This window comes from Novacetimonas hansenii JCM 7643 (assembly GCF_000964405.1).
Classification (GTDB): domain Bacteria; phylum Pseudomonadota; class Alphaproteobacteria; order Acetobacterales; family Acetobacteraceae; genus Novacetimonas; species Novacetimonas hansenii.
Genome location: NZ_BANE01000217.1, coordinates 1 through 17,275, shown reverse-complemented (window position 1 = coordinate 17,275; position 17,275 = coordinate 1). Strand labels below are relative to the sequence as shown.

Sequence of the window (17,275 nt, the reverse complement as noted above, 5' to 3'; positions counted from 1 at the left end):
GCCTTTTTAAAAAAAGGCGACACCCAAAAACTTTTCCTGTTTTTCATCAATGGTTTGTTTCCAAATACTCTCTTGGAAACAACAACAGTTCCTGACCAGCGCCTTGCTTCAAAAGGCGCTGACGTTTGAATAAAGGCGGCATTCCCCGCCCCTGCAAAAGCAACGCGCAACGTCATCCGCCGACCAGGGGGATGACGCAGGACATGGTCATGTATTTCCCATATCCATTATTTCCAGATACCCACTTATTCGGGCCAGACCCCGGACGCATGTGCAGCGGCCCAGCCAATCGCCAGCAACACCATGACAAAGATAACCGCCCCCATCAGTTGCAGCAGTTCCTTGAACGGCATGATCCCGGGCAGCACAGCGGCAGTGGCCGTAGCGCCCCCTGTCGCGACGGCGGCGGCATCGGCGGCATCGCCTGCCGCGTCACGGGTTTCTGGGGCCAGGGGCTGTGCGCCCGGCACGGGGCCGGGATCGGGAACATCCGTTGAAACCGCCTGTTCGTGCGCGATATCCGCAGCAACGGACTGTGGGCTGGCGGACAGGGGATGATCCGCATGACTGTCGGCGTCGGGCATCTGCGTCTCTCCTGCGGGCCATGACACATGAAATAGATGACGCAATATAGCGGACCCGCGCCAAAGCACCAACAGCATCCCCCGGCATCGCCTCACCCGCTGGGCCGGGGGACATGATTTTTTCGTTTCAAAGGTATCGCGGCCATCGCATACTCTGCCGGCGCCATGCGCGTCACCCCATGCGGAGCGGGGCTGCGCACCCTCCACCGGCATTTGCATTTCTTCTAACAGGACCAGGTACCCGTTCCTTATGTCTTCTTCCCCGCTGACCCGCCGCATGGCCCTTGGAACGCTTGCCGGGATCGCGACACTGCTATCCCCACTCGCCCGCGTACGGCGGGGTCATGCCACGGCCCCAATGCGGATCGGGATGATCGGATCAGGTCATGTGGGGGAAACGCTGGGTCGTTTATGGACGCATGCAGGCCATCAGGTCATGTTTTCCGCCCGGGGAATGGACGCGCCAAAGCGCCTTGCACGAAAAATGTTTCCCCTTGCCCGGGCCGGGACACCCGCGGATTCGGCGCTGTTTGGCGATGTCATCGTGCTGGCTGTGCCCTATGGCGCGCTGCCGCAACTGGCGCAGACATTGGGACGCAATACCGAGGATAAGGTCATCCTCGACGCCACCAACCCCTATTCCTGGCGTGACGGGGGCATCGCACGGCTGGCGATGCAGCAGGGCGCGGGCATCACCACGCGCGACCTGTTTCCCAACAGTGCGGTTGTCCGCGGCCTCAATTCCGAGGACATGACCACCATCGCCGCCCAGGCATGGCGCAGGCCGCCACGTCTGGGCATCCCGCTGGCGGGCGATTCCCGCGCGGCGCTGGAAACGGTGCAGGGACTGATCTGGGATGCGGGAATGGACCCGGTGATCGTCGGCCCGCTGACCATCGCGCGGGAGTTCCAGCCCGGCGGCCCTGCGTTCGAGGCCGCGACCACAGCAGCGCACCTGCGCGAAATCCTGAACCTGCCCGCCGCGACACAGCCCGACGCCAGCCGCAACGGATAGGCCGCCGCCATCCCCCCGCCTGCCCCGTCAGTTCCTGCCCTGTAACGTAAAGCCGACCAGCCCGCCCATCACGGCCAACAGGCCCGCCCAGGCCAGCAGGTCGGGCGGGGGCATGCCAAGCATGAACATCTCCCCCACAAGGGCAAACCCCACCTCCGCAGCCTGCGTCGCATCCACCGCCGCGATGCGCAGGGCATCGTTCGACAGGTTGCGGGCATAAAGGAACAATGTCGTCGCAAGGCATCCTGCGACCAGTGCGATCACGGCAGTCGCCCCCACCTGCCCCATTCCCGGTGGTGGGGGCCGGAAGGCGACGATCAGCACCATGAAAACCGGCAACGCCCCCAACGTCAGCAGCAGGACAGACGCCACCGGGTCACATAACAGCACGGCCGCGCTGTCCCGCGCATGCCTTGCCCGGTTAAGCAGCTGGTTCCCCACGGGATAGGCAATTGCCGCCACCATGACGGGCACAACACCAGCGAGGACCTGCGCCAGCCCCACCCCGGTGGAGACACGTTGCAGGTTCAGGATCACGACCCCGAGGAATATCAGGCCCAGGAACAGCAGGCCATGCAACGGGACACGTGCGCCAAATGCACGCAGCACGAACGGGGTGGCAAGGATCGTCAACTGCCACGTTGCGGCGACGATCCATCCCGGCGCATGGTCGGCGGCAAAGCAGCAGCAGGCATAGAAAACGCCAAACCCGATCCCGCCCGCCAGAAGCCAGAACCCCAAGCGTGCGCGAAAAAGGCGCAGGACCGCCCCCAGATAGGCAGGACCACGCCGCAGCAGGAGCCACAAGGCCAGCAGCACCGCCATATCGACATAACGCAGCGACGCACTCCATACCCAGTGGCCACCGCCCAGGCTCATGGCACGGTTCAGGACGAACGTAATGGAAAACAGCGCGGCCGCCAGCAGGCCAATCCCCACAAGGCGGGGCATTGTGGGGCCGGATGTCGCAGACATGCACATGCTCCGATCATGACAGGAGAATGCCCAGGCGAGCGGCGCGGAACCATATCCACACTTCCCGGTGGTCAACCCACCTCATGTCGCCAGTCATGCGGACCACCCCAACGTAGGGTCCGGCCGGTATCGTGTCCATATTCCATTGCGATAAAGTTATGACCCACCGCATATGCCCCATGAAAAAAGCCCCGCCGGATCACCCGGCGGGGCTGTACATCACAGGGCGACAGGAAAACGGCGGGCGGGCGCCACGATAACGGGCTGGCCCCATGCCGGGATCTGCCGGTGATGCTTTTTCCTTCGGAATATAAAACAGTGCGCGGAAATGGCCCGTCGCGATGCAGGTTACAGATCCCGCACGCTACATACCCTGTGCGTTATACATCCCCTGCCCGTTACATACCCTGTCCGGGCGGCAGATAAGCCGCCTGCCGCAGCGCCAGCCCGAACTGCACCCAGCCGATGCCCGCTGCAATCAGTTCGACGGCAATGAACGTGCCAATCAGCCACAGCCCCGACCAGGGTAGCATGAGATAGAGCACCACCCCCACCAGCAGGCTGATGACGCCCCCCATCAGGATCATCCACCATCCGCTCAGCCCACGCTGCTGGATCGCCATGATGATGCGTCCGATGCCCGACACCACCAGACAGGCCGACAGGAAAATGGTAATGACCATGGAACCGGTGGCAGGTTCCTCCATCATCAGCGTGCCGCCAAGGATATAGAGCGCACCGCCGAGAATCGACATCAGCCGCCCGCCCCAGTCCCGCACGACAAAAGCATGCACAAGCTGTACCGTCCCCCCAAGAAACAGCAGCAGCCCCAGCAGGATCGTACTGGCCATCGTGACCGTGATGGCGTCAACCCACGCCACGAACCCAAGCAGAACCAGCACCACCCCAAGGCCGCAAAACAGGCTCCAGCGCTGTGTAAATGGCGTGTCCATCGTGAAAATCCCTCAAATTCCTGAACGCATCATGCGGATCGGTCGCCCAATGGGCCGAAAGCCTGATACATAACAGGCAACCCGGCCATGATGATACCGGCTTTTACACCATCCGCCCCGCGCGGGAATTGACATCACCACGCCGTACCCCTATACGCGCCCGACTGCCGGGAACGTGGACGGACCGGCCGGTGCCTTGGCCATTCAGGGGTTATTGCTCCCCCGGCACCGGTTAATGCGGAACGCGCCCGTCCTGTTCATGGGGAACAGGACCTACCGGTGCCACACCATGGCATGGCAGATCCGGCGCGATGCCGGTCGCCCGCCATGCAGATGAAGAAAGAGAGCGCGCAATGAGCAAGCGCCTTGAGAGCAAGTACAAGATTAACCGTCGCCTTGGCGTCAACCTGTGGGGCCGTGCAAAGTCCCCGGTCAACAAGCGCGAATACGGCCCCGGCCAGCACGGCCAGCGCCGCAAGCAGAAGCCGTCCGACTTCTCCATCCAGCTGATGGCAAAGCAGAAGCTCAAGGGCTATTACGGCAACATCGGCGAAAAGCAGTTCCGCAAGTATTATGACGAAGCCGTCCGTCGCAAGGGCGATACGTCTGAAAACCTGATCGACCTGCTGGAACGTCGTCTGGATGCGGTGGTCTACCGCATGAAGTTCGCGATCACCCCGTTCGCGGCACGTCAGTTCATCAGCCATGGCCACATCACGGTCAACGGTCGCAAGGTCAACATCCCGTCCTATCTGGTGCGTGATGGCGACGTGATCGAAGTGCGTGAAAAGTCCAAGCAACTGGCGATCGTGCTTGACGCAGCGCAGAGCGGCGAACGCGAAGTGCCGGAATACATGGAAGTCGATCATCGCCAGATGAAGGGCACCTTCACCCGCACGGCGAAGCTGTCGGATGTCCCGTATCCGGTCCAGATGGAACCGAACCTGGTCATCGAATTCTACTCTCGCTGATCCACACCCGGAACCGGGCTGTCATGGCGCCGGGCGTGGGGCATTGCCTCCACGTCCGGCGTCCGTGTTTGTAGGCCTTGTCATACTGGGTTCTGTCATACTGGGCCCTGTCATACCGAGCCCTGTCATACTGGTCCGTCATCGCCTGCCCCGGTTTTCCGTGGCCTGCCGTTCGCGCCCCCGCGGTGCGCGCCCCTGTCGTGCCGTCGCATGGTGCGACGCACGAAGGTATATGCACATGAATGCCGCCGCCGATCCCGTCCCGCCTGCCGCACCCGGCTCCATCGCGCACGAAATCGCACGCCGCCGGACATTCGCCATCATTTCGCATCCCGACGCGGGCAAGACCACGCTGACCGAACGCATCCTGCGCGCGGGTGGCGCGATCCAGATGGCGGGAAACGTGCGGGCCAAGGGCGAACGCCGGCGCACACGTTCGGACTGGATGGGAATCGAACGCGATCGCGGCATTTCGGTCGTGACCTCGGTCATGACATTCGAATATGGCGACTGCATCTTCAACCTGCTCGACACGCCGGGCCATGAAGACTTCTCCGAAGATACCTACCGCACGCTGACGGCAGTTGACGCGGCGGTAATGGTGATCGACGCGGCCAAGGGGATCGAGGCGCGCACGCGCAAGCTGTTCGAGATCTGCCGCCTGCGTGACATTCCCATTGTCACCTTCATCAACAAGATGGACCGCGAGGCACAGGACCCCTTCGCCCTGCTGGACGAGATTTCGTCCTCGCTGGCGCTTGATACCTCGCCCGCGACCTGGCCGGTGGGGCGGGCTGCGAAATTCGTCGGCACCTATGACATCTACCGCCGTGAACTGCACACCACCAGCACACTCGACCCGTCGGACCCACGCATGCTCCAGTTGGCCGAGGAACTTGAACTTGCCCAGGCGGCCTTGCCGGAATTCGACCTCGAAAGCTTCAACGCCGGCCACCTGACGCCCGTATTCTTCGGCAGTGCGATGAAGGAAATCGGCGTGACCGACCTGCTTGACGCGCTGGCCTCGTTCGGGCCGCCGCCGCGCGACCAGGCAACCGAAACCCGCAGCGTCCATGCGGATGAAGAGGCGATGACCGCGCTGGTGTTCAAGATCCAGGCGAACATGGACCCCAACCATCGCGACCGCATGGCGTTTGCGCGCATCTGTTCGGGGCGCCTGCAACGTGGCATGCGGCTCAAGCATGTCCGTATCGGCAAACAGTTCGCCCTGCACACACCACAGTTCTTTTTCGCCCGCGACCGCCAGTTGGCGGAGGAAGCCTTTGCCGGTGACGTGGTGGGCATTCCCAACCACGGCACCCTGCGCATTGGCGACACCCTGACCGAGGGCGAGGACCTGCGTTTCACCGGCGTGCCCTATTTCGCACCGGAAATCCTGCGTCGTGTCCGTCTTGACGATGCGATGAAGGCCAAGAAACTGCGCCAGGCCCTGACGGAACTGGCCGAAGAAGGCGTGGTGCAGCTTTTCCGGCCGCAGGACGGCTCCCCCCCGATTGTCGGCGTGGTCGGCACGCTACAGCTTGATGTGCTTCAGGCGCGGCTGAAGGGGGAATATGGCGTGTCGATCGGTTTCGAATCGACGCCCTATAACCTGGCTCGCTGGGTCACGGGCCCGCGCGAACGGCTGGAGACGTTCTGTAGCGTCAACCGCAGCGCCATGGCCGATGATATCGACGGCGATCCGGTCTTCCTTGCCTCTTCGGCGTTCATGATGCGGCGCACGGCGGAAGGGCAACCCGAACTCGCCTTTCACGACATCAAGCAGATCGGCCAGGAAATCGGCTGACGGCCCGCCCACCGCCGCTTTGTTTTCCACCCCACAAGAGTATTGCGTCAGGCCCGTTGTCTGGCGCATCTAGGCGCATCATGTCCGACACAATGCCCCGCCTGAGCCTGCATGACAGCAAAAGCCGCAAGACGGTTGCGTTCACGCCGCTCGACCCTGAAAATGTCCGTGTCTATTACTGCGGGCCGACCGTCTATGACCTTGCGCATATCGGCAACCTGCGCGCGATGGTCACGGCGGACGTGCTGGTGCGCCTGTTGCGCCACCTGTATCCGCACGTCACCTATGTCCGCAACATCACGGACGTGGATGACAAGATCAATGCGCGCGCGCGCGAAAACAACGAACCCATTACGGCCCTGACGGCGCGGACCATCCACGATTTCCATCAGGACCTTGCGGCGGTCTCCATCCTGCCACCCGACATTGAACCGCGCGCCACCCACCATATCGAACAGATGCAGCGCATGATCAGCGAACTGATCGACAATGGCCACGCGTATGAAGCCGAAGGCCATGTCCTGTTTTCTGTGGCGGATTATTCCGATTATGGCGGGCTGTCGGGCCGCAGCGCCGATGACCTGATGGCGGGCGCGCGGGTGGACGTCGCGGATTACAAGCGCGCGCCGGGTGACTTCGTGCTGTGGAAACCCTCTGACGTGGATACGCCGGGATGGGACAGCCCATGGGGCCGGGGTCGTCCGGGCTGGCACATTGAATGTTCCGCCATGTCGTATCATTACCTTGGCGAAAGTTTCGATATCCATGGTGGTGGGTCGGACCTTTTGTTCCCCCATCATGAAAACGAACGCGCGCAAAGCATGTGCTGCCATCCGCACGGGCGTTTTGCCAACCACTGGGTGCATAATGCGATGCTGCTGGTGGATGGGGAAAAGATGTCGAAGTCCCTCGGCAACTTCCTGACCGTGCGCGATGTACTGCGCGACACCCCGGCAGAGGCGCTGCGCCTGCTGTTGCTGCGGGCGCAGTACCGTTCGGTGCTGAACTTCACACGCGACGGGCTGGACGATGCACGCCAGACGCTCGACCGGTTCTATCGCGCGCTGGCAATGCTGAACGATGGGGACGCAGCCGGGACAACCCCACCGCCGGATGTTTTCGTACGCGCGCTGTGCGAGGATCTTAACACACCTGCGGCCATTGCCGAAATGCATGCCATGGCGAACCGGGCGCTGGCGGGTGATGCGCAGGCCGCGCGCGACCTGCGGGCGGCCGGACGACTGATCGGGTTGCTGGGCAGTACGCCCGACACATGGTTCCGCGGCGATGCGCAGCTTGACACGGCAAAGATCCAGGCCCTGATCGACGAACGGCTGGCGGCACGCAAGGCACGCGATTTCGCCCGCGCCGACGCCATCCGCGACGAACTGGCGCAACAGGGCATCGCATTGGAAGACGGGCCCGGCGGCACGACATGGAGGACAGCATGACCGGACGTGACGGCGGGGCGGATATCGGCCCCATTGGCAACAGCCCGGTTATCATCCTGGTCCGCCCGCAGATGGCCGAAAATATCGGTACGACCGCACGCGCCATGGCCAATGGCGGACTGTTCCACATGCGTCTTGTCGCGCCACGTGACGGATGGCCGCAGGAACGGGCCTGGCGCGCGGCCTCTGGCGCGGACCGTATCCTTGAATCCGCGACCGTGTTTGACACGGTTGGGGACGCGGTGGCCGACCTGCACCATGTCTTTGCCACCTGTCCGCGCCCGCGCCATATCGTCAAGCCGGTGATGACCGCACGGGGCGGCGCCGCCGAACTGCGCGCGATCTCGCGCCGGGGGCTGCGCACGGGACTGCTGTTCGGGCCGGAACGCGCGGGCCTTGATAACGAGGACATGGCCCGCGCCGATGCGCTGATCCGCTATCCGCTCAATCCCGCATTCATGTCGCTGAACCTGGCGCAGGCGGTGATGATCATGGCCTATGAATGGTGGATGACGCAGGACGATACCCCGCCACGTGAGCTGATGACCAACGAAACCCATGTCGCGACCAAGGGGGAACTGGATAATTTCATGCGTCACCTGATCGGTGATCTTGACGAATGCGGGTTCCTGCGAAATGAGCAGAAGCGCCCCGGCATGGTGCGCAACCTGCGTCATTTCTTCGAACGGGGCGAAGTGACCGAACAGGAACTGCGCACGCTGCATGGAGTGGTGACGGAACTGGCGCGCGGGCGCAAGGCGCGGCAGCAGTAATCCGGGATCCTGAAACATAGGATTGGGAAGTAACAAAAGCTTCCGGCGGCCGCCTTGTCTTCAAAAAAGGCGGTATCCTCCAAAGGTCTCAGAACACCTTATCAAATTTCATGGCCTGATCCCCCGCCATCAGGTTTGGCAAAGGGCAATGTCCCTTGCCAAACCCCGGGGCGGCGGGGCGGTGCCGTGCTTTCTGGCTATCGCGCCGCGATCCGCAGGCGTCCGGCCACGCGGTCATATCCCATCAACGGCAGCAGGTCGCGCATCTCCGGCCCCTTTTCTTCCCCCGTCAGGGCAAGACGCAACGGATGGAACAGGGCCTTGCCCATACGGCCCGTTACCTCTTTCAGGGCAGTGGTCCATGTCTTCCATGTCTGTTCATCCCATGGCTCCGCAGGCAGCAGCTCCACGGCCTTTAGCAGGTAGTCACGCTCCTGCGCCTCCATGACGGGGGGGACGATGGACCCGGCCACCACATCCCACCAGTGGCGCAGTTCGCCAATCATGTCCACATTGCCCCGCACCGCCAGCCAGAAGGCCTCCGTCGCACCTTCGGGCAGGCGTGGGCGCACCTCCTCGAACGGCATGGCGTGCATGATGCGGCGGTTCAGCCCCAGAAGCTGGCGCATGTCGAACCGCGCGGCGGAACGTGAAACACGCGACAGGTCATAACCTGCCGCCTGATCGGCGAAGGACATCGGTTCCGGGTCATCCGCACTGCCCAGCCGGGCAAGGTAGGAGACAACGGCCGAGGGCTCGATCCCGTCCTGACGCAGGGAACGCAGCGACAGGCCATCGAAACGCTTCGACAGCTTGCCCCCACCTTCGTCAAGCAGCAAAGGCAGGTGGGCAAAGCGGAAATGGTCCGCCGCAACCCCCAGGGCCACAGCAATATCAATCTGCACGCCGGTATTGGTGACGTGGTCTTCCCCCCGCACCACATGGGTGATGCCGGTTTCGATATCATCCACGACGGAAGCCAGCGTATACAGCACCGTCCCGTCCGCGCGGACCAGCACGGGATCAGAAATCGACGGCAGCTTCACCCGGCTTTCGCCCATCACCATATCATCCCAGCGCACCATGCGGTCCGACAGGCGAAAGCGCCAGTACGGCACCTTCCCATTGGCTTCGGCCTGCGCGCGCTGCTGCGGTGTCAGTTTGAGCATCGCACGGTCATAGATCGGCGGCTTTCGCGCGCGAATCCGTGCCTCACGCTTGGAGGCAAGTTCCTGCTCGCTCTCGAAACACGGATACAGCCGCCCGGTGGCCTTGAGATGTTCAATCGCCAGCGCGTAACGGTCCAGCCGGTCCGACTGCCGCACGAATTCATCCCATTCGATGCCCAGCCATTGCAGGTCCGCCTGCAATGCCGTGACATATTCCTCCTTGGAACGTGCCACGTCGGTATCATCGATACGCAGAAGGAACCGCCCACCATAATGGCGGGCATACAGGGCGTTGGCGATGGCCTGCCGGGCGTTGCCAACATGGATCAGTCCGGTCGGACTGGGCGCAAAACGGAGTTTCATGCGCCCTTTATGCGGTGATCGCGTGGGAAAAACCAGTCACCAGATGCACCATCACACCCAGGACGCGCCATATGGCGAAAGGGCTTAATCCGCGTCGTCGTCCTCTTCCGCCCGGCGGGGGTCAAGCGCACGCCAGTCGCGTTCCATGGCGGATGCACGATGGGCGGCAAAATCGTCGAGTTCATTGGCCGAACGCCAGCCATTTTCACCGGCTTCCAGCACCTCCGCGTCCTCGCCATAGGCAAACCATGCCTGCAGCACTTCTTTGGGCGAAAGGCCCGCGCTGCGGCAGCGTTCGATGCTGTCACGGACATAGGCACGGGCAAAGGCATTGGCGTGGATCAGGTCGGGAAAACCGTCCACCTCCTCCACGATATTATCCTCCGCACCACCGGACAGGTCGATGATACGCACACGCCAGCCCCCTTCGGGAGCAAATAGGTTTTCCGACACGATCAGGCCTTTCGTTGGAATCAACGGCGAACCGGGGCATGAATGCCCCGTCCCGCCGGTCAGGAATGGCGCACCGTATCGCGCCCGCGCGCATGACGCAGCAGGAATTCCCGCCCGACCTTTACGCGCGGTTCCCCGTCATAGGCGACGATATCGGCCGTGGCATAGGTTTCGGACCAACGATCGGGGATGAACGACCCCGTGCCGATCACATCCACCGGTGCGTGCGCATCCGCCATGCTGAGGCATTTTTCCACGCTGAAGCCCGAAGATGCGACGATGCGCACATGTGGGAAGCCCGCAGCGTCCAGCACCTCGCGCATGCGCCAGATCGCGGCGGCCGATACCCCGGTGCCGACGAGATAGCGCAGCTCCTTGTCCGACCGGTAACGCCGGATCGTGCCCGGCGTATTGCGTTCCAGCGCGGCATACGATCCCTGCGGGTCCAGCCCCTCCAGAAAACGGCCACCATGGGTATCCAGACGCACACTCAGCCGTCCCGCCGCCGCAAGGTCTGGAAACCGGCGACAGACCTCCAGCGCATCCGTCAGTTCCCGCCCGAAATAATCCACCAGCACCACAAGGTCCGAATCGGGATAGACGGTATGGAACATCTCCGCCGCGCGCAGGGTGGACCCGGCATAGCCGATCAGCGCATGCGGCATCGTGCCAAGGCCGAAGGCCGTGTCGAAATAGGGCGCGGTGGCGTCATTGGCCCCGCCGATGAAACCCAGCGCACCTTCGGCCTGCGCCGCCCTGCTGCCGACAGACGCGCCATAGGCCATCTGTACCTGCATCTCATACCCCGCGCAGTGCCGCGCCTCCATCGCCATGAAGCGCACGTTCGGCAGTGCCAGCGCCATCTGGTACGCATTGTGCGCGGCCACACAGACCGGCCCCAACTGTTGCAGCAGCAGGGTTTCAAGATCCGCAAGGTGGGCGAACGACCCCGTGACATAGGCCAGGGGTTCCCCCGCGCCCACCCATGTCCCTTCGGGGAATATCACGTCACACGTGACCACAATCCCGCGCGCACGGGCAACCTGCATCAGCCAGTCGGTCATCAGCCGCGGGGCGGAGACGACGGGCCGGCGCAGGAACAGCGCATAGGTAACGGTGCAGTCCCCGAAATGGGAGACGATTTCACGGGTGCGGTTGAAATAGGCATCGGTGCGCGCCGTTATGGCCGCACCATCCGGCACCCCGTAAAGAGGGGAAGCACATGTCCCGCCCGGCAGGCCGCCATCCCCGTGGCCCTCCCCGGGTGAAGACGCGTCATGGTCGGGACTGGACATGTTTCCTCCGTCAATGCCGCCATTGTGGCGGGGCTTTACTTTTCCCCGGCGGGCACGCGGTGCAGGCGGGTCTTGAGTTCCTCCGCAAGGCGGAACGCCATTTCCAACGACTGCTCGGCGTTCAGGCGCGGGTCGCAGAATGTCTCGTACCGCTCGCCAAGGTCATCCTCGGTCAGGCACTGCGCGCCGCCGATGCACTCCGTCACGTTCTGGCCGGTCATTTCGAAATGCACGCCGCCGGGGAAACCGCCCTCGGCCTCGAACACGTCGAAAAAGCCCTTTACTTCCGCCAAGATGGCGTCGAACGAGCGGGTCTTTACCCCATTCGTCGTCGAACTGGTATTGCCGTGCATCGGATCGCACAGCCATGTGACCGTCCGTCCCGTCGCCTGCACCTTGCGCAGAAGCTGCGGCAGGTGGTCGCGCACCTTTGTCGCCCCCATGCGCGAGATGAGCGAGATGCGCCCCGCCTCGTCCGTGGGGTTGAGGATATCGAGCAACTGCTCCAGGTCCTCGATGCCCGTGGTGGGGCCGACCTTGATGCCGATCGGGTTGCGCACGCCACGCAGGAATTCCACATGCGCGCCATCGGGCTGGCGTGTGCGGTCACCGATCCATACGAAATGCGCAGAGCAGTCGTACCATTCCCCCGATGTCGAATCGATACGTGTCATCGCCTGCTCATACCCCAGCAGCAGCGCCTCGTGGGAGGTATAGAACTCCGTCTCGTCAAGCTGGGGGGTTGACGCGGTCGTCAGGCCGCACGCCGCCATGAAGTCCAGTGTTTCGCCAATACGTTCGGCAAGCTGCCCGTACCGCTGCGCCATGGCTGAACGTTCGACGAAACCGAGGTTCCAGCGATGCACCTCATGCAGGTTGGCATAGCCGCCACCCGCGAACGCGCGCAGCAGGTTCATCGTGCCCGCTGACTGGAAATATCCGGTTTCCATGCGCAACGGATCGGGAATGCGCGATTCGGCGGTGAACGCCGCGCCGTTGATATTGTCCCCGCGATAGGACGGCAACGTCACGCCATCACGTGTTTCGGTGTCCGACGAACGCGGCTTTGCATACTGTCCGGCCATACGGCCCAGCTTGATGACCGGGACCTTGGCGCCGAATGTCAGCACGACCGCCATCTGCAACAGCACGCGGAAGGTGTCGCGCACGATGTCGGCGGTGAATTCACTGAAACTTTCGGCACAGGCCCCACCCTGCAGGACGAACGCCTCCCCCCGCGCGGCCTGTGCCAGATGGGATTTCAGGCGGCGCGCTTCACCTGCGAACACCAGCGGCGGGTAACGGCGCAGCCGCTCTTCCACCGCCTCCACCGCCGTGGGATCGGGATAGGTCGGCACCTGCCTGATGGGAAACGACCGCCAGCTTCCGGGCGTCCAGTTCTGCCGCGCGGTGCTGTTTTTCATGTGCGTCGCACTCATGGGTCGTGTCCTGTGTCCTCTGGTCAAAACGATATTCACCCCTGGGCGCGGATCTGCCATCCGCCTGCCTGCCCACAGGGGGTTGCCTTTATGTCTAAAAAACCCCCGCTGGCAAAGCATCTTGTTATGCCGGGGGCATATTCGCTGTTATTATATGTCCCGCATGGCGTTGCCCGATCGCCACATCATGCGGGTCAATGCATCATTGACGGTCGCATTATCGCCCGGTTCGTTCCATATGACACATCAACATGGATGGCCTGCTGCCACGTGACTTACGCCGCGTGGCGGGAATTGGCATTGTAATGGCCGAAAGCGGAAGGAAACCGAACCATGCTCATGTCGCGTGGAAAACTCATGACAGCACTTGCCGCGGGGCTGTGCCTGGTCAGTGTCAGCGCCAACGCCGCCCCCGGATCATCGGACCAGGATTCCGGATCGGACAACAGCAACGACCGCATGACCGTCCATGGTCAACGCGGCCACCTGCCCCCCGGTTATCAGGATGCGCCGTCGATGGAACTGAACCATGGTCCCGACCCCGACCATGCCGAACATGTCCATCGTGATTCCGTCACCGGGACCGACCTGTCGCGCTTTGGCTCTTCCTATCAGGCCAGCGGCATCAACGGCGACGGGCAGCTTGGTGATTCCACCGGCAATGGCTGGGTCGCGCCACGCTAACTGCCCTTTTGCACATCCGTCGGGTCACAAGGGCCGGACGGATGTCGGCTATGCCGGGGTATGCGGCGTCTCGCGCGTGCGGGTGCGCATGGTCACGAATTCCTCGGCCGAGGTCGGATGAATGCCGATCGTGCGGTCCCAGTCCTGTTTGGTCAGCCCGGCCGTCACCGCAATCGCGAGTCCCTGCATGATTTCCGGCGCGTCATCACCCAGCATGTGCGCCCCCACGACCTTCTGGCTGGCCTGATCCACCACCAGCTTCATCACCGTACGCTGCGGGCTGCCGCCCAGGGTGTTGCGCATGGGGCGAAAACGGCTGAGATAGATGTCCACCGCGCCATTCCGGGCGGCCTCCTCCTCCGACAGGCCGACGCTGGAGGCGGGCGGGCTGAAGAATACGGCCTTGGGCGTCGTGGCGAATGACCATTCACGCACGCTGTCGGCAAACAGGTGATCCGCAAGGATGTGACCTTCCGCGATCGCAACCGGCGTCAGGTTCAGACGGTTGGTCACATCGCCAATGGCATAGATCCCCTCCACCGAGGTCTGGCTGTGACGATCCACCACGATCCGCCCGCCCGATACCGTCCTGACCCCGACCTCTTCCAGCCCGAGCTGCGCGACCTTGGGTCGCCGTCCGGTGGCGAAAAAGACGCAGTCCGTCTCAATCGGGTCGCCATGGTTGAGGGTGACGACAAAACCGCCATCCGCACGGCGTTCAATCGCGGTGGGGGTGGTGCCGCGATGCTGCCTGATGCCACGCAGGTCGATGGCCTCGTGCAGGGCGGCGCGCAGGTCGGCATCGAACCCGCGCAATGGCTGGTGCGGGCGGTAGACAAGGTCAACGGTGGACCCCAGCCCCGCAAAGATCCCCGCGAATTCCACCCCGATATACCCCCCACCGACAATGCAGACCCGTTCCGGGCGGCGTGGCAGGTGAAAGGCCTGATCGGAGGTGATGGCATGTTCAATGCCGGGAAGATCGGGGACGAACGGCGTTGATCCCACCGCGATCACGATCCGTCGTGCCGTAATGCGACGCGGGGCGGCATCGGGATCAAGCGCGGACGGGCCGATGGAAAGGGTATGCGCATCCTCCAGCCGGGCATGGCCGGTAAATAACCGCACACCGGCATTTTCCAGCATGGAGACATAAATGCCATTCAGGCGCGAGATCTCACGGTCCTTGGCGGCGATCAGCGCGGCCCAGTCATGATGCCCCGGCTGCGTATCCCAGCCGAATCCGTGGCTGTCGCGCACATCCGCACCATATGTGCTGGCCTGCACCATCAGCTTCTTTGGCACGCAGCCAAGATTGACGCAGGTGCCACCCCAATGGCTGCTTTCGGCCACGCCGACACGCGCCCCATGGGATGCGGCGATACGCGCGCACCGCACCCCACCGGACCCCGCGCCAATCACAAACAGATCAAAATCATACGCCATGGAAACCGCCGCATCCCGTTACCTGAAAAGACCGATCCGGGGGAAAGCCCCCGGAAACATCCTGTCATCATCAGGAAAGTCTTTGGTGAAATTTTTCCCGGAAAACCCTCGAAAGACGCCACCGGTTTTCAGGGCCGGGACCAGATCCGAAAACATGTTTTTCATCCGGGACGCTTTTTAACACAGCCCCAGCCATGGCCGGGTTTTACGGCCGTGCACACAACACGCGCCCGCCCGCGCCACCGGAGAGCACCATGGCATCACAGGATGCCCGGCCATAACCACGACCATTCCCGCCCCCAGATCGCATGCAACGGGCAGGAAGGTCGCGGCCTGCGTTCAATCAACGTTCAGCAAATGCCTTTTCAACGACATAGGCGCCAGGGCGGGAGTTATTGCCCTCGTCAAAACCACGTTCCTGAAGCATTTTCTCCGTATCCGCCAGCATCTCCGGCGAACCGCAGATCATGACGCGGTCATGTTCGGGGTCCAGTTCGGGGATATTGAGATCCGTGAAGATCTTGCCCGTCTCGACCAGCTTGGTGATGCGATCGGTCACGGCGAACGGCTCACGCGTGACGGCGGGGTAATACAGCAGCTTGCCCGACACATCCTCGCCAAGGAACTCGTGCTGCGGCAGTTCATGGCGGATATGGTTGGAATAGGCCAGCTCGCCCGAGACACGGACCGTATGGCTCAGGATCACATGCTCATACCGCTCATAGCATTCCGGGTCCTTGATAAGGCTCATGAACGGGGCAAGGCCCGTGCCCGTGGACAGGAAATACAGGTTGCGGCCCGGACGCAGGTTATCCAGCAGCAGCGTCCCCACCGGCTTGCGCCCGATCAGGACCTTGTCCCCCACCTTCACATGACGCAGGCGCGAGGTCAGCGGGCCATCGGGCACGGCAATGGACAGGAATTCGAGGTTGTCCTCGTAATTCGCGCTGGCGATGCTGTAGGCACGCAACAGCGGCTTTCCCTCAACCTCGATCCCGATCATCGCGAACTGCCCGTTTTCAAAACGCAGGGCGGGGTCGCGCGTCGTGGTGAAGGAAAACAGGCGATCGGTCCAGTGATGGACCGTCAACACCGTTTCCGCGTTCAGGTGGCCATATTCCTTGACCGGCGGGGCAAGGTGATAAACACCCGGCTGCCCCTCCACCGGCGCCAGTCCGGACGGGACAGCATCAGCGGCGGGCGTGATCAACGTATCCGACATAAGGTCATTATTCTCCCGACTGACGCGGACGCGCGACAGGTTCCCCTGTCATATGCGTCCGGCGACAATTTTTCCAAGGCGGGAATGTTTAGGCTTCTGACGCGTTGTGTTCCAGCATAAACCTGCATAAATCGCCGCGAAGGAAGCAGAATTGCGTCTGATGCGACCCAGCCGCCGTCATGCAATGGACGGTTTTCGCCCCACCCGACGCGGGCCAGGGCGCGAATTGAGTGCCCTTCGCCGTGTACGGGACATTGTCGTGCGCCCCCGGATGACGCACATAGGCAGGCATGACATCTGATCTTCCCGCCCGTGCGGCGCCTGCCCTGATCGCCATGGACGCGGCCATCGCGGCCACCGGCCTGAATGTGGAAACCCGCGAACGCCAGAAGCTGGAGCGCATCATCGCGCGCCTGCTGCAACCGGGGGCGGAACATATCGACGCGGACACGTTCCGCACGGCGCTGTGTACATTGCGGCGCAAGCCGTGGGGATCGCGCCTGATGGACATGACCCGCCGCGCGGGGCAGGTCTGGGTCACGCGTGCCGATGCCGAAAGCGCGGCCAGCACACTTGACGACCCCGAACCCGACGACGCCCGCCTGCTGGCCGCGCTGCGCCCGGTGCTGCGCGCGCGCCTGCGCGATCAGGGCGACAGCGCGCGCGCGGCGGTGG

General features: G+C 63.0%; 15 protein-coding genes, 1 pseudogene and 1 riboswitch. Of the genes and pseudogenes, 7 read left to right on the top strand and 9 right to left on the bottom strand.

Annotated features, from left to right (window positions below):
- Positions 1 to 245 precede the first annotated feature (245 nt).
- Positions 246 to 584, bottom strand: a complete 339-nt coding sequence (locus B7G66_RS13500) for a hypothetical protein (RefSeq protein WP_003618027.1) — start codon at positions 582 to 584, stop codon at positions 246 to 248.
- Between the two features lie 250 nt (positions 585 to 834).
- On the opposite strand from B7G66_RS13500, the gene B7G66_RS13495 reads away from it, so the two are divergent.
- A complete protein-coding gene (locus tag B7G66_RS13495; protein WP_003618026.1) occupies positions 835 to 1,599 on the top strand; it encodes an NADPH-dependent F420 reductase in 765 nt (254 codons plus the stop codon).
- Between the two features lie 27 nt (positions 1,600 to 1,626).
- Here the strand turns inward: B7G66_RS13495 and B7G66_RS13490 are convergent, their stop codons facing one another.
- Positions 1,627 to 2,580 carry a DMT family transporter gene (locus tag B7G66_RS13490; RefSeq protein ID WP_003618025.1) on the bottom strand — a complete coding sequence of 318 codons (954 nt, stop codon included), beginning with the start codon at positions 2,578 to 2,580 and terminating at the stop codon, positions 1,627 to 1,629.
- Positions 2,581 to 2,595: 15 nt separating this feature from the next.
- Positions 2,596 to 2,681, bottom strand: a riboswitch (ZMP/ZTP riboswitch).
- A 291-nt stretch (positions 2,682 to 2,972) separates the two neighbouring features.
- Positions 2,973 to 3,527 carry an HdeD family acid-resistance protein gene (locus B7G66_RS13485; RefSeq protein ID WP_003618023.1) on the bottom strand — a complete coding sequence of 185 codons (555 nt, stop codon included), beginning with the start codon at positions 3,525 to 3,527 and terminating at the stop codon, positions 2,973 to 2,975.
- Between the two features lie 353 nt (positions 3,528 to 3,880).
- Here B7G66_RS13485 and rpsD point away from each other — a divergent pair, with 353 nt between their 5' ends.
- From rpsD to B7G66_RS13465, 4 genes are all read left to right on the top strand, one after another.
- On the top strand, positions 3,881 to 4,498 hold the full coding sequence (gene rpsD, locus B7G66_RS13480) for a 30S ribosomal protein S4 (protein WP_003618022.1): 618 nt from the start codon (positions 3,881 to 3,883) through the stop codon (positions 4,496 to 4,498).
- A 238-nt stretch (positions 4,499 to 4,736) separates the two neighbouring features.
- Positions 4,737 to 6,305, top strand: coding sequence for a peptide chain release factor 3 (locus tag B7G66_RS13475; RefSeq protein ID WP_040510468.1), 1,569 nt, complete (start codon positions 4,737 to 4,739; stop codon positions 6,303 to 6,305).
- An 80-nt stretch (positions 6,306 to 6,385) separates the two neighbouring features.
- Entirely contained in the window at positions 6,386 to 7,756 is a 1,371-nt protein-coding gene (gene cysS, locus B7G66_RS13470) for a cysteine--tRNA ligase (protein ID WP_040510467.1), read from the top strand.
- Entirely contained in the window at positions 7,753 to 8,529 is a 777-nt protein-coding gene (locus tag B7G66_RS13465) for an RNA methyltransferase (protein WP_003618018.1), read from the top strand. Before cysS ends, B7G66_RS13465 begins: the two co-directional genes overlap by 4 nt.
- A 197-nt stretch (positions 8,530 to 8,726) precedes the next feature.
- Here B7G66_RS13465 and gltX read toward each other — a convergent pair whose 3' ends face one another.
- From gltX to B7G66_RS13445, 4 genes are all read right to left on the bottom strand, one after another.
- On the bottom strand, positions 8,727 to 10,061 hold the full coding sequence (gltX, locus tag B7G66_RS13460) for a glutamate--tRNA ligase (protein ID WP_003618015.1): 1,335 nt from the start codon (positions 10,059 to 10,061) through the stop codon (positions 8,727 to 8,729).
- A gap of 84 nt (positions 10,062 to 10,145) precedes the next feature.
- Positions 10,146 to 10,514: a hypothetical protein gene (locus B7G66_RS13455; RefSeq protein WP_040511575.1), complete on the bottom strand. Its 369-nt coding sequence runs from the start codon at positions 10,512 to 10,514 to the stop codon at positions 10,146 to 10,148.
- A 59-nt stretch (positions 10,515 to 10,573) separates the two neighbouring features.
- Entirely contained in the window at positions 10,574 to 11,809 is a 1,236-nt protein-coding gene (locus B7G66_RS13450; protein ID WP_003618013.1) for a nicotinate phosphoribosyltransferase, read from the bottom strand.
- Positions 11,810 to 11,844: 35 nt separating this feature from the next.
- Entirely contained in the window at positions 11,845 to 13,248 is a 1,404-nt protein-coding gene (locus B7G66_RS13445) for a class II 3-deoxy-7-phosphoheptulonate synthase (protein WP_003618012.1), read from the bottom strand.
- A gap of 333 nt (positions 13,249 to 13,581) precedes the next feature.
- Here B7G66_RS13445 and B7G66_RS13440 point away from each other — a divergent pair, with 333 nt between their 5' ends.
- A complete protein-coding gene (locus tag B7G66_RS13440; protein WP_003618011.1) occupies positions 13,582 to 13,932 on the top strand; it encodes a hypothetical protein in 351 nt (116 codons plus the stop codon).
- 48 nt (positions 13,933 to 13,980) lie between these two features.
- Here the strand turns inward: B7G66_RS13440 and gorA are convergent, their stop codons facing one another.
- Positions 13,981 to 15,378 carry a glutathione-disulfide reductase gene (gene gorA, locus B7G66_RS13435; protein WP_003618009.1) on the bottom strand — a complete coding sequence of 466 codons (1,398 nt, stop codon included), beginning with the start codon at positions 15,376 to 15,378 and terminating at the stop codon, positions 13,981 to 13,983.
- A 343-nt stretch (positions 15,379 to 15,721) separates the two neighbouring features.
- On the bottom strand, positions 15,722 to 16,600 hold the full coding sequence (locus B7G66_RS13430; protein WP_003618006.1) for a ferredoxin--NADP reductase: 879 nt from the start codon (positions 16,598 to 16,600) through the stop codon (positions 15,722 to 15,724).
- 290 nt (positions 16,601 to 16,890) lie between these two features.
- On the opposite strand from B7G66_RS13430, the pseudogene B7G66_RS13420 reads away from it, so the two are divergent.
- Positions 16,891 to 17,275: pseudogene (locus tag B7G66_RS13420) on the top strand (helicase-related protein); the annotation flags it as partial.